At 67.6% G+C, this 12,585-nt stretch carries 12 protein-coding genes; 6 read left to right on the top strand and 6 right to left on the bottom strand.

Annotated features, from left to right (window positions below):
* Positions 1-291 precede the first annotated feature (291 nt).
* Positions 292-1,098, top strand: coding sequence for a M57 family metalloprotease (locus F0U60_RS04985; RefSeq protein WP_395814656.1), 807 nt, complete (start codon positions 292-294; stop codon positions 1,096-1,098).
* Between the two features lie 95 nt (positions 1,099-1,193).
* Here the strand turns inward: F0U60_RS04985 and F0U60_RS04990 are convergent, their stop codons facing one another.
* Both F0U60_RS04990 and F0U60_RS04995 read right to left on the bottom strand, forming a co-directional pair.
* The gene (locus F0U60_RS04990; protein WP_395814659.1) at positions 1,194-1,574 is read right to left on the bottom strand and encodes a DUF5335 family protein; all 381 of its coding nucleotides are present in this window, start codon (positions 1,572-1,574) and stop codon (positions 1,194-1,196) included.
* 27 nt (positions 1,575-1,601) lie between these two features.
* A complete protein-coding gene (locus F0U60_RS04995) occupies positions 1,602-2,057 on the bottom strand; it encodes a hypothetical protein (protein WP_395814663.1) in 456 nt (151 codons plus the stop codon).
* Positions 2,058-2,218: 161 nt separating this feature from the next.
* Between F0U60_RS04995 and F0U60_RS05000 the strand changes: the two genes are divergently transcribed.
* Complete coding sequence (locus F0U60_RS05000; protein WP_395814666.1) at positions 2,219-3,367, top strand: pyridoxal phosphate-dependent aminotransferase; 1,149 nt, start codon at positions 2,219-2,221, stop codon at positions 3,365-3,367.
* A 22-nt stretch (positions 3,368-3,389) separates the two neighbouring features.
* Here the strand turns inward: F0U60_RS05000 and F0U60_RS05005 are convergent, their stop codons facing one another.
* The 3 genes from F0U60_RS05005 to F0U60_RS05015 form a co-directional block, all read right to left on the bottom strand.
* On the bottom strand, positions 3,390-4,211 hold the full coding sequence (locus tag F0U60_RS05005) for an HNH endonuclease (protein WP_395814669.1): 822 nt from the start codon (positions 4,209-4,211) through the stop codon (positions 3,390-3,392).
* Positions 4,208-5,545: an AAA family ATPase gene (locus F0U60_RS05010; protein WP_395814672.1), complete on the bottom strand. Its 1,338-nt coding sequence runs from the start codon at positions 5,543-5,545 to the stop codon at positions 4,208-4,210. The genes F0U60_RS05005 and F0U60_RS05010 overlap by 4 nt, the downstream gene beginning before the upstream one ends.
* Before the next feature lie 196 nt (positions 5,546-5,741).
* A complete protein-coding gene (locus F0U60_RS05015) occupies positions 5,742-6,884 on the bottom strand; it encodes an AAA family ATPase (protein WP_395814675.1) in 1,143 nt (380 codons plus the stop codon).
* 186 nt (positions 6,885-7,070) lie between these two features.
* Here F0U60_RS05015 and treZ point away from each other — a divergent pair, with 186 nt between their 5' ends.
* On the top strand, positions 7,071-8,915 hold the full coding sequence (treZ, locus tag F0U60_RS05020) for a malto-oligosyltrehalose trehalohydrolase (RefSeq protein WP_395814678.1): 1,845 nt from the start codon (positions 7,071-7,073) through the stop codon (positions 8,913-8,915).
* A gap of 24 nt (positions 8,916-8,939) precedes the next feature.
* Here treZ and F0U60_RS05025 read toward each other — a convergent pair whose 3' ends face one another.
* Complete coding sequence (locus F0U60_RS05025) at positions 8,940-9,548, bottom strand: outer membrane beta-barrel protein (RefSeq protein WP_395814681.1); 609 nt, start codon at positions 9,546-9,548, stop codon at positions 8,940-8,942.
* 171 nt (positions 9,549-9,719) lie between these two features.
* Between F0U60_RS05025 and F0U60_RS05030 the strand changes: the two genes are divergently transcribed.
* From F0U60_RS05030 to F0U60_RS05040, 3 genes are all read left to right on the top strand, one after another.
* Positions 9,720-11,027, top strand: coding sequence for an NCS2 family permease (locus tag F0U60_RS05030; protein WP_395814684.1), 1,308 nt, complete (start codon positions 9,720-9,722; stop codon positions 11,025-11,027).
* A 117-nt stretch (positions 11,028-11,144) separates the two neighbouring features.
* Positions 11,145-11,960 (top strand): TIGR02452 family protein, encoded by an 816-nt coding sequence (locus tag F0U60_RS05035; RefSeq protein ID WP_395814687.1) that lies wholly within the window; start codon positions 11,145-11,147, stop codon positions 11,958-11,960.
* 135 nt (positions 11,961-12,095) lie between these two features.
* A complete protein-coding gene (locus F0U60_RS05040) occupies positions 12,096-12,494 on the top strand; it encodes a hypothetical protein (RefSeq protein WP_395814690.1) in 399 nt (132 codons plus the stop codon).
* The last annotated feature ends 91 nt before the right edge of the window (positions 12,495-12,585 follow it).

Consider the following 12,585-nt stretch of genomic DNA (forward strand, 5'->3'; position numbering starts at 1 on the left):
GTCCGATTGCACAACATCGCCGTCCGACTCTCGGACGATGAGGGTCGTCACGCGCAACCCCCTGAGATGACAAGGGTTTGCTCGGGAACTGTCAGGCCCTTTTACGAGAAACCTGGAGCTGCCTGGAGCAACCCTGCTCCAGGGCTATTCGAGGTATCCCCGCTAAGTCCTCGATTTCAGGCGAGCGGTCTTCCTGGCCTGGGAGTTGCTCATGGCTCGGGGGCGCGGTCGCGGCTGGTTTTCCAGGCGCCCACGTCAAACCCCCGTTGTCCCCCCTAGAGGAAGTCCCCCATGCGTAAGATCTCGATGGCGTTGCTGGCCGGTGTGGCGCTCGTTGGTTGCGGTGGTCCCGAGGCCGCTGAGCAGCAGCAGATTCCGACGTTCGAGGAGTTTCAGGCGCAGGCCATCAAGGATGAGGGCGACGTCTATGTCGTCAACGGCGACGAGGCCATCGAGGGCATCGAGGGTCTGAAGGCGTACTACGACAACTACGTGGCCAACGGTGACGTGGGCACCACCGAGGGCGGCCTGGCCGTGTATTACGTCAGTGGCCGCGACATCAAGTGGAGCGCTACCGCCGCGCGTAACATCACCTACTGCGTGAGCAAGACCTCGTTCGGCACGCGCTACAACACCGTCGTGACGGCGATGGCCAACGCGGCCGCGGCCTGGGAGGCCACCGCCAACGTCAACTTCGTGCACAGCAGCAGCTATGACTCCAGCTGCACCGCGTCCCAGTCCGCCGTCGTCTTCGACGTGCGCATGGTGAGCGGCGCGGGCTACACGGCGCGCGCGTTCTTCCCCAACTCCAGCCGCTCGGCCCGCAACGTGCTCATCGACAGCAGCGCCTTTAGCAGCACGGGCGCCTGGACCCTCACGGGCGTGCTGCGCCACGAGCTGGGCCACACGCTCGGCTTCCGTCACGAGCACACCCGCTCCACCTCCTCCGGCTGCTACGAGGATGCCAACTGGCGCGCGCTGACCACCACCTACGACCGCGCCTCCGTCATGCACTACCCCCAGTGCAACGGCACCCAGACCGGTGACCTCGTGCTCACCAGCCTGGACAAGTCCGGCGCCCGCGCGCTCTACCCGTAGTCCGTCCGCTCTCGTGAGCTGACAGGGCCGGGGATGCACGCCTCCACGAGGGGCGGTGCGTCTCCGGCCTCTTCATTTTTCGGCCTCCGGAGCCGCTACGCTGGCGGTGGCGGCGAGGCCTCGTCGAGCAACTCCTGCGGCTCGAAGTAGATGAGCGTCTTCACGTGGTCCGCGTCCTCGATGTCGAGGCACTCGAGCTCCCCGCTGTCGCTCTCCTCGGCCCACAGGTGCTCCGGGTGGGAGATGCGATGGGTGAGCTCCTCGCCCGGGTTGCCCACCGTCACCTCGATGGCGCCCTCCTCGCTGCCCTTCTCCTCGAGGGCGATGTCCACCAGCGGCAGGCTCCCGGCCACCGTCTGCTCTCCGAGCTCCGGACTCCCCGCCTGGATGTGCACCTGGTGGTCGCGCTCGATGGCGCTCAGCAATGAGAGGTAGTCGGCCCACCCCTCGCGGGGAATCTCACGTGTGTGATGCATGGCTCACCTCGCCGGGTACCGCGCGGCTCACTGCTTCGGGGGCGCGGAGGCGTCCTGGAGGAGCTCCACCGTGGTGGCCTCGTACTTGCCCTCGTCCTCGTCATAGGACGCGCGCACCTGCATGCCTTCCTTGAGTTGCCCCCGGTCCGCCTGCTGGCCCTGGCGGACGAAGCGGGTGTCGTCATCCAGCGAGAGGGTCAGGGTGGTGCTCCCACTGGGGTTGCGCACGGTGAGGCTGTTGCCGGCCACCCCGGTCACCGTCCCGTAGATTTCCTGGTCCGCCAGGTCCTCTCCGCCAGTGACTTCCGGGTTCTGCTCGGGTTGGCGCGAGTCCGCCAGCGGGGTGTTGGCGCCCTCGGTGCCTGGTTGCACCGTCTTCTCGCGATCAAGGCGTCCCGCGTCCGTGCGGTCCTTGCTGCAGCCCGAGGCGAGACCCAACAGTGCCACCGCCGTGAGGCTCCACGTCCACTTGTGCAGGGTCATTGTTCTCCACCGTGTTCGTTGAATGGCTCTATCGGAACAAGGTGGGAGCCGGAGCGAGCGGGCACAACCGGGCGAGCATGAAGCAGGGGATTCGTCGCCTGCCTGGTGAGCGGGCGTAAGGCCGGGCAACATGCCCTCCGTCAAAAGCCAGGAGGAGTTCCATGCCGCGCCATCCCGCCTACGCGCCCTCGGTCTCGGGCATGTCGAGCACGCTGTACTCCGGGCTCGCGGAGCGACTGTCGAGCAGGACCGGAGAGGTGTACCCGCTGCACGTGGGGGACACGTGGATGGAGCCGCCCGAGGGCTGCCGCATGGAGGACTTCCGGGTGAAGGAGCACCCCGGCATGCACCGCTACGCACCGGTGCAGGGGCTGCCAGGGCTGCTGGACGCGGTGGTGGAGCGGGTGCGAGCGAGGACGGGCGTGCCCACCGAGCGCTCCCAGGTGCTCATCACCACGGGGGCCACGGGCGCGCTGGGGGCGATCATCGGCGGGCTGGTGTCACCGGGCGAGGAGGTGCTCATCCTCGCGCCCTACTGGCCACTCATCTCGGGAATCGTCACGGCGTTCCACGGCAAGCCGGTGCCGGTGCCCTTCCTGGACTGCGAGAGTCCGGAGGCGCTGGTGGCGGCGGTGCGCGAGCGCCTCACGGAGCGCAGCGTGGCGCTCTACCTCAACACGCCCAACAACCCCTCGGGCCGGGTGCTGCCGCGCGCGTGGGTGGAGGCCCTGGCGGAGCTGGCGCGCCGTGAGGGGCTGTGGCTGCTCTCGGACGAGGTGTACGAGGACTATGTCTACGCGGGCGAGCACACGTACGCGCGAGCGCTGGCACCGGAGCGGACGCTCTCCTCGTACTCCTTCAGCAAGGGGTATGGCATGGCGGGCAACCGGTGCGGCTACGTGGTGGGGCCGGCGGAGGCAGTGGCGCAGCTGCGCAAGGTGAGTACGCACTCCTTCTACAGCGCGCCCACGGCGGCGCAGCTCGCGGGCGAGCGGGTGTTGAGAGGCCCGGGGGAGGCCTGGGTGGCCATGGCCTCGGCGAGTTACCGCGACACAGGGACGAAGGCCGCCGCGCGCCTGGGCGTCCCCGCGCCGGAGGGCAGCACCTTCCTCTTCCTGGAGGTCTCCAAGCACCTGGACGAGCGGGGACTCCCGGGGCTGCTGGAGCGGTGTGTCGAGCACAACCTGCTGGTGTCCCCAGGGCCGAGCTTCGGGCCGTTCCCGCACCACATCCGGCTGTGCTTCACCTGCTCGCCCCCGGACGTGGTGCTGCGCGGCGTGGACGTGCTCGCGCGAATCCTGGGGCGGTAGCCTGGATGGGCAATTCTCCCGGCTACCGCGAGTTGGGCAGGGTGAGCTCGAGTTGGTGCTTCTTGCGGAGCACGGAGGGGATGAAGAAGTCGAGCACGTCGTACGAGAGCCCGATGTAGAGCTGAGCTGGATTGAGCAGTCGCAGCAGTGCGCGTGACCACTGTCGCTGCACGTCGGCGGTGCTGCCTCCCCGCATGGCCGCGCGGATGTCTTCCACAATGGGCATGACGTGCTGCTCGACATGGTGCCCGTACAAGTCGAGCAGGTCGGGCCGGTCCAGCATGCAGACCCTGATGGTCATTGCTCCCCGGTAGATTCCATTGCGAGGCCTGGGGTACCACCTGCCCGTCGTCGCGGGGCCATGGGGCATCCGGACGAACTGGATGTGCTCGATGCCGGATTCCTCTGCCGGGTCGATGAGCAATGGCCGCTCCTTGCCCGGAGGAGGCTCACCTGCCTGTAACGCCTCACTCCCCTCGGCGAGCGGGAACTTGTCGAGCTTGGCGGGAGCTTGATTGCAGTTGCGGCAGGAGAAGAGGAGATTCTCCCAACTCCAGGCGAGCCACCAATAGCCGTGGTCCTCGCGCGCGCCGGGTCTCCGGTCTGCCTGTGTCTTGGGCCGGAAGTGCTCGACATCGTTGCGCTTCGACTGTTCCCGGCTCTCGCAGTAGCAGCACTTGTAACTCTGGGCCTTCCAGAGAGCTTCCCGGGCGACCTCGTACTTCCTGCCGAGGTCGTCCTGGGTTGGCCGACGTGTGGTGGCGAGGGCCTGGATTCTGGGGAGTTCGGTCGCCCTCGCGGCGGCGAGTTCCGCGGGTTCCGCACCGCGATGGATACGGATCATGACGGCTTTTCGCTCCCGGCCGGTGGCTCCTGGATGCGCGGGACGGGCTCCCAGCCGGGATCGACGCCAGCTTCGGCGAGGCGCTTCGAGATGTCGTGCATCTCCTTGTCTTCCTCATCGCTTCGGAGCGGGTCGGCGATGAGGAAGCTATAGCGCTGGAGATCCTTGCCGAGATCGGACGGGTGGAGCCGGTCGATGCCAAAGAAGGTTCGGTAGATTTCGCTGCCCGTGAGTAGCGCCGGGGACTCCGAGCTCTCCTGCGGGATGACGTTGCCCTTGTCATCGGTGCCCAGGATGACGACCTCCTCGCGAGACAGTCCTGGCAGGATCATGGGCGAGTGCGTCGTCACGACGAACTGGAGCTTCGGGAAGACGCGCTTGAGGGTGGGGATGAGGCCAAGCTGCCACTTGGGGTGGAGGTGCAGGTCGATCTCATCCACGAGAATCAGACCCTCCATCTCGGAAAGAGGGATGGGCCCACCGTTCTCCCAGAACATCTGACCGATGATGTCGGCGATCCAGGCAATGGTGCTCTGGTAACCCTGCGAGAGCCAGGTCGCGGGAAGCTTCAACGTTTCGGTGCCAACCTTGAGCTCGAAGCTATGCTTTGCGACGAGATCGCTCGGGGTCTTCGTTCCGCCTCGTCCTTGCAACTCGACGTTGGTGGTTCGTGGCAGCAGTTGGCTGCTCACGAGTGCTTGATGTAGTGCTTGAGCAAACTCTAGAGAGTCTTCGAGCAGGTCCGCGAATCCTGTTCCGATGATCCGACCACGGTCGAACAGGGAGTTGAGCCTGCTCAGGATGGGATCTTCTACTTTGTCACTCGCGAAGGGGCGCGGTAACAGACGCGTGGTTCCGTAACCTGCCACGAACCATTGGGGAAGGTTGAGCGCCCTGGCTTCCTCGATGGGATCCAACGAAGGTTCGTTCACGCTCTCGCGGTGGTCGCCGTAGTCCGACTTTCCATCGAAGACGCTATGCCCCAGCGAGAGCCAGAGATTCGAGTAGATGACCGGCGGAAACTCCGGGCGCGGATGGATTCCAGGGTATTTCCGCTGCGTGTGTTGGTTCGCGCCGAAGGTGAATTCGGCGTCGATAGTCATGGCTCTTCCAGTAAGCCTTCGGTCCGGTAACGAGGGCACATCCGCGAGCTGATTCGCGCGGAGGTAGCCGCTCGCCGCCATCGCGATGGCCTGCAGGATGCTCGTCTTGCAGAGCCCGTTTTCACCAATGAGGACCGTCCACATCCTCGGCTGTCCCTGCGCGTCCCGCAGCGAAAGGCGGAAATCGCGTAGCAACTTGAGTCCGGAGATGTCGATGTCGAGGAGGTACATGGTATCCCGCGTCGGGCTGGAAGGGCCGCACGCTCTCGGCCCATCATAGCCACGGCCTCCTCACGGAGCGCCGATATCTGACGCGGGCGAGACATGGGACGAACGGATGGAGTCGGGACGACCCTCACCCTTTCCCTCTCCCAGAGGGAGAGGGGACGCCTGCCCCTCCGCCTTGCTCGTCCGACCCCGTGCCTGCTCAGCGGGTGACGACGCTCACCTGATCTCCCTCGAGCACCAGGCGCACGGTGGAGACCTCCGGCTCGCCGAAGTGATCGTAGGCGGCGCGCTCCAGCTGGGGCACCAGGGCGGCGCGCAGACCACGCGCTCCCGTCTCGCGCTTGAGGGCTCGCTGCACCACCCACTCGCGCACTGCTGTATCCACCTCCAGGTTCAGCCCCTCGTGGGCGAACTCGCGCTCGTAGGTGCGCAGCACGTTGTCCTCGAGGATGTTGCCCAGCGTGACCGCGTCCAGCGGCGAGAAGGAGACGATGCGGCTGAAGCGGCCAATCAGCTCCGGGATGAAGCCGTAGCGCGCGAAGGCCGTCGTCTGTTCGATCTGATCCTCCGACACCTTCTCCGCGATGGCCGCCTCGCGCTTGCGCGTGTCGCGACCGAAGCCCATCCGCTCCTTCTGTCCGCCCAGCTCCTCCGCCGTGCTCTTCAGTCCGCTGAAGGCCCCACAAGCGATGAAGGTGATGGCGGACAGCTCCAGCGGCATGGGCGGCGTGCGGCTGGTGAAGCCGAAGTCCGGCGGGAAGTCCGCCTTCGCCGCGCTCAGCAGGTTGAGCAGGCTGCGCTGCACACCGAAGCCGCTCACGTCCTTGGTGGTCTGCTGTCCGGCGAAGCGGGCATCAGAGCGGCTGGTGGCGAGCTTGTCGAACTCGTCCATGCAGATGGCCCCACAGGCCGCCCACGCCACGTCCCCACCCGCCGCCTCGTACAGCCGCGAGAGCATGGTGGTCACGTCGTCGCCCACGTAGCCCGTCTCGGAGAACTGGGTGGCGTCCACGAGCACGGTGGGGACACCGAGAATCTCCTTGAAGAGCAGCTCCACGAGGAAGGTCTTCCCGCTGCCAGTAGGGCCCAGGAAGAGACAGTTCTCGCGCGTGCCGGGCTCGGGGAGGATGCCCTCCAGGTGGATGCGCCGCAGCCGCCGCACGTGACGGTAGGCGAGCACCGACGCCGCACGCCGGGCCTCCGTCTGGCCCCTGTAGCCGAGCTCGGTGAGGCGTTGGTCAATCTCACGGGGTGAGAGCACTTCCAACGCTGCGACGCGCTCGCGAACGGAGTCGCCGCGTGCGAAGGAGACGGCCTGCAGGTGATCGGGACGTGGGCTCATGAAGTGGGCGCCATCTTTCCGTTGGGAAAGGTCACGCGACAAGCGTTGCCTGCCGACACCGCCAGTGCCCGCCCGCTCTCGGAGGGGGCATCCACCATGCGAGACAGGGCCACCAGTGAACATCTTCCCGCCTCGTTGGCCTGAAGGACACCTGCGGATGGCGTGAGGGTGGATAAGTAGGTGGTCATGGAACGAGCAGAGGATACGCGGAGTCAGGTGGCTCGCCTGGGGGCCTGGGTGGAGCCGGGCGAGGGCGTGCGCTGGCGGGTCTGGGCTCCGGGGCACAAGAAGGTCGAGGTGGTGCTCCACGGGAAGGACGGCCGCCCGGGCACCTCGCTGCCCATGCAGGACGAAGGGGGAGGCTTCTTCTCCACGACGCTTGCCGGCGAAGGCGCGGGCGTGCGCTACAAGCTGCGGGTGGACGGAGAGGGCCCCTTCCCAGATCCCTGGAGCCGTTCACAACCGGACGGTGTGCACGGCCCCTCCGAGGTCGTGGTGCCGGACTTCGCCTGGACGGACGCCGGGTGGAAGGGGCCAGATCCGGAGGCGCAGGTCATCTACGAGGTGCACGTGGGCACGGCCACGCCCGAGGGCACCTTCGAGGCGTTCATTCCCCGTCTGCGCGCGCTCAAGGAGCTGGGCATCACCACGGTGGAGCTGATGCCGCTGGCCAGCTTCCCGGGTGTGCGCAACTGGGGCTACGACGGAGTGGATCTCTTCGCCCCGCTCGCGGCCTATGGCGGCCCCGAGGGACTGCGGCGCCTCATCAACGCGGCCCACGCCGAGGGGCTCGCGGTGCTCATCGACGCCGTCTACAACCACTATGGGCCGGACGGGAACTACCTGCGCTGCTACTCGCCCTACTACTTCACCGGCCGCCACCACACGCCCTGGGGCGAGGCCGTGAACTACGACGGTGAGGGCTCCGCGGTGGTGCGCTCGCTGGTGCTCTCCAATGTGGAGATGTGGATCCGCGACTACCACGCGGACGGGCTGCGCCTGGACGCGGCGCACGCCATCCTCGACGACGGCACGCCGCACCTGCTCACGGAGATCGCCGAGCGGGCCCGCGCCGCGGCTCCCGGCCGGCGGGTGGTGGTCATCGCCGAGGACGAGCGCAACGACACGCGCCTGGTGCGTCCGCGGGCCCAGGGCGGCCATGGGTTGGACGGCGTCTGGGCGGACGACTTCCACCACCAGATGCGCCGGGCCTTCGCGGGGGACAGCGAGGGCTACTACCGCGACTACACCGGGAGCGCGGAGGACATCGCGCGCACATTGCGTCAGGGTTGGTTCTACGAGGGCCAGGAGTCCCAGGTGCACGGCCGCGTCCGGGGCACACCCGCGAGCGGCGCGGAGCCCTGGCAGCTCGTGCTCTGCATCCAGAACCATGACCAGGTGGGCAACCGGGCTCATGGAGAGAGGTTGGGGGCGGATGTGTCCCCAGCGGCCTTCCGGGCCATGAGCACACTGCTGCTGCTGGCGCCGTACACGCCGCTGCTCTTCATGGGGCAGGAATGGAACGCGAGCACGCCCTTCCTGTACTTCACCGACCACAACGAGGAGCTGGGCAGGCTGGTGACGGAGGGCCGGCGCAAGGAGTTCGCCGGCTTCGCGCGCTTCTCGGGTGACACGGTGCCGGATCCGCAGGCGGTGGAGACCTTCACGCGCTCGAAGCTCGACTGGAGCGAGGCCGGGCGGCCGGAGCACGCTGGAGTGCTCGCCCTCTATCGCGAGCTGTTGCGACTGCGCGCCACCGAGCCCTCCCTGAAGGAGCACCGTCGGGGACACTTCGACGCGCGGCCCACGGGCACGCACTCGCTGGTACTGGAGCGCCGCGGCCCTGGGGACGCTCTCCACGTCGTCGTCAACGTGAAGGGGACGCTGGAGCACCGGGTGCCCGCCAACGCCGAGCTGGTGCTGTGGTCCGAGTCGCCCCGCTTCGGCGGCACCGTGACGCAGGAGCCGCTGCGAAGCGGGGTGGTGAGGCTCGAGGGTCCCTCGGCCGTGGTGTTCCGCATCAAGGGCTAGGTCGCCAGGCAGCCAGGGCGGTGCCTAGAAAGCGCCGCCCACCTGGATGCCGAGGTTGACGATGTTGCCGCTCTCGGCCGCGCCCAGGTTCTCGCCACCGAGCAACCGGTAGGAGGCGCGCGCACCGGCCGTGATGCCGCCGAGGTCGTACTCGACGCCCGCGGCGAACGGCACCTCGGTGATGACGTCATTGTCGAAGGGCACCTCACCGGTTTCGCTCGGGTTGAGCAAGCTCACGCCGACGCCCGCGCCGACGAAGGGCCGCAGGTTGCGGTTGACGCCGAGCTCCGGGCCCACCTTGGCGAGCGCGCCGACGTTGTGACGCCACAGGCCGCCGTCGATGTCCTCGAACGCGTTGCGTGAGCCCTCGTAGCCGAGCTCGACGCCCAGCAGGGGCAGCGGGCGGGAGCTGGCCTGCACACCGAGGAAGCCACCTGCGACCGTCTCCGCCCCCAGGTCTCCCGTGAAGGCGCTCAAGCCGCCACTCACGCTGACGTTCAGATCCTGGGTGAGGCTCCGGCGCGCTTCATCCGCGTCGAAGATGCGCTCGTCGCGATCCTGGGCGAGCGCGGGCACCGCCAGCAGTGAGGCCGCGGCGATGGCGCCGAGACCCCAGCTCTTCTTGAAGCTCATGATGTTGCCTCCCTGTAGCCCCCCGCTAGTTCGGGGGGTCTGTCGAAAACTGGGCGCGGGCAACAGGGACTGGAAGCGCACGCGCCCAAGCCCCTCCCCGCCACTGCACCCCCCCAGGCAGCCAGCCACATAAAGGTTGGGGGCGAGCGGGCGGGCGTCTATATGGCGCCCATGGAAGCTCTCGAGCGTTTCTTCCTCATCCGTGAGCGGGGCTCGTCCATTGGGACGGAGCTGCGCGCGGGCCTGGTGACCTTCTTGACCATGGCCTACATCCTGCTGGTCAACCCGCAGATTCTCTCCGAGGCGGGGATGCCGGTCTCGGATGTGACGGTGGCCACGGCCCTGGGCGCGGCATTCGGCACGTTGCTCATGGGGGTGTACGCCAACTTCCCCTTCGCGTTGGCGCCGGGCATGGGGCTCAACGCCTACTTCACCTATGGCGTGGTGAAGGGCTTGGGCGTGGACTGGCGCTTCGCGCTGACGGCGGTGTTCGTCGAGGGCCTGCTGTTCATCGTGCTGTCCTACGGCGGCATCCGCACCCTCATCCTCCGAGCCATTCCGGCGCCCATCAAGCTGGCGACCACCACGGGCATTGGCCTGTTCCTGGCGCTCATCGGGTTGAGGAACGCGGGGCTGGTGGTGGACAGCCCGGCCACGCTGGTGCAGCTCGGGGTGTTGCACGCGCCGGTGCCGCTGCTGGCGCTGGTGGGCCTGGTCATCATCGGCGTGCTGTCGTCGCGCAAGGTGAAGGGCGCGCTGCTGATTGGCATTGCGACGGTAGCGGTGGCGGCGTGGGTGACGGGGCTGGCGAAGGCGCCGGAGGCGTGGGTGAGCGTGCCGAGCCTCCCGCGGGAGACGTTCTGGGCGTTCGACTTCTCGCAGGTGCTGACGGGGAAGTTCCTGACGGTGATGCTGGCGTTCCTCTTCGTGGACGTGTTCGACACGGCGGGCACGCTGCTGGGCGTAGGGCGTGTGGGTGGTTTCCTGAAGCCGAACGGGGAGTTGCCGGGAGCAGGCCGGGGCTTCATGGCGGACGCGGTGGGCACAGTGGCCGGAGCGGCGTTCGGTACCAGCACGGTGACCTGCTACATCGAGTCGGCGGCAGGAGTCGAGGAGGGTGGGCGCACGGGGCTGACGGCGGTGGTGGTGTCGGTGCTCTTCCTGCTGTCGCTCTTCTTCGTGCCGACGCTGGCGGCGATTCCTCCGGTGGCGACGGCGCCGGTGCTGGTGGTGGTGGGCGCGTTGATGATGGGTGGGGCGCGCGAGCTGGAGTGGAGCCGGATGGATGAGGCGCTGCCGGGCTTCCTGACGATTGCCCTGATGCCCTTCACGTACTCCATCGCGAATGGCATCAGCGCGGGCATCGTGTCGTTCGCGGCGCTGAAGCTGCTGTCGGGGCGCCCGCGCGAGGCGCACCCGGTGGTGTATGTGTTGGCGGTGCTGTTGGCGCTGCACTACGCCACGGGCGGCGGAGCCTGACCGGGGCGGGTGGGGGCTCCATCCCTGTCAGGCTTGCGCGGTAATGTTCGTGTGTAGAGAACACGAACCCCGTACGAATCCCTCGCGGGGTGTTACCTGGAAGAGGAGCTCGGGGTCATGTCGCTCACGGGAGTTGCGAAGGAGACGGTTCGGATTGTGGAGCAAGGGGAGTACGTGACGCCCTCGGGGCGGACCGTCTCCCTTCGGGAAGAGGTGGCGCAGGCTGCGCGGGGCACGGTGCTCTATCGGCCTGGGGACTTCGAGGCGCTGGCGTCAACTCCCTCGGGAGGAGGCGCTCCGCGCATCGAGGTGACGCCCGAGAAGACGGGAGCGGCGTCACGCCGGCTCATCGAGGCGGAGGGCGTAGCGCGTGTCCTCGCGCTCAACTTCGCCTCGGCGAAGAACCCGGGGGGCGGCTTTCTGGGTGGGGCGAAGGCCCAGGAGGAGGACCTCGCGCGTTGCTCGGCGCTCTACAACTGCCTTCTCACCCAGCCGGACTACTACACCCTCAACCGTGAAGAGCCCTCGATGCTCTACACGGACCACCTCATCTACTCGCCGGACGTGCCCTTCTTCAGGGATGAGCAGTTGGAGTTGCTGGAGCGACCGTTCCGGGTGTCCATCATCACCGCACCGGCGCCCAATGCGGGCGAGGCGCTCAAGCGTGACCCCGGGTCGCGCCCGCGCATCCGCGAGGTGCTCGAGGCGCGGGCCTTGAATGTCCTTCGGGTCGCGGCACATCACGGTCACCGGACCCTGGTCCTCGGGGCGTGGGGCTGTGGTGTCTTCCGGAACGACCCACGGGAGGTGGCAGAGGCTTTCGCGAGGGGGCTGGCCGCGCTCCCGGGCGCCTTCGAGCGGGTGGTGTTCGCCGTGTACGAGCGCAACGGAGAGGGCCCCAACCTGCGCGCGTTTCGCGAGCACTTCGGCTGAGCTTGCCCACTCGGGCATGGTCAAGTTTGACCATCGAAGCCCAAGCAGTCATGAGGGTCGCCCGGTGTCCTGGAGGGCAGGCGCGAGTTGGCGGGGCCTGATGCCAGACGCACCCTTGCCGCAAGGAGGTCTGTCATGCGCTCACGGACCGTACTCGCCGGGCTCACCGTGGCCACGCTCGCCTTCGGTGCGTGGGCGGCCGAGGACCCTACGCCCCCGGAGCTTCAGGCTGTCGAGGAGGAGGCCACGCCCGGGGACCACTTCACCGAGCAGGACTCTGGCTTCATCAACGGCACGGTGAGGGGCGCCACTGGCAACGTCATCACGCTCGAGGTGGGCCGGAAGGAACCCCTGGTGCAGGTCGTCGTGAAGGACGAGGACCGGGTTCCCATCCGTCAGGAGGGGCGACAACCGCTCGCGCTCGACCAACTGCGAGAGGGCACGCCCATCCGCACGCACTTCCGCAACGAGGGAGGCGTCCGCGTCGTAACCTCCATCGAAGTGCTCGAGCCCGACAACGGCCAGCGGCGCTAAGTGTCCACGAAGTTCTTGGACAGAATCCGAGAGCCCGTGGATGTCCCCTCTCCCTTTGGGAGAGGGCTAGGGTGAGGGTATTTCCCCCCTG

Origin of the sequence: Archangium minus (genome assembly GCF_044360475.1) — a bacterium.
In the GTDB taxonomy this organism is placed as follows: Bacteria; Myxococcota; Myxococcia; order Myxococcales; family Myxococcaceae; genus Archangium; species Archangium minus.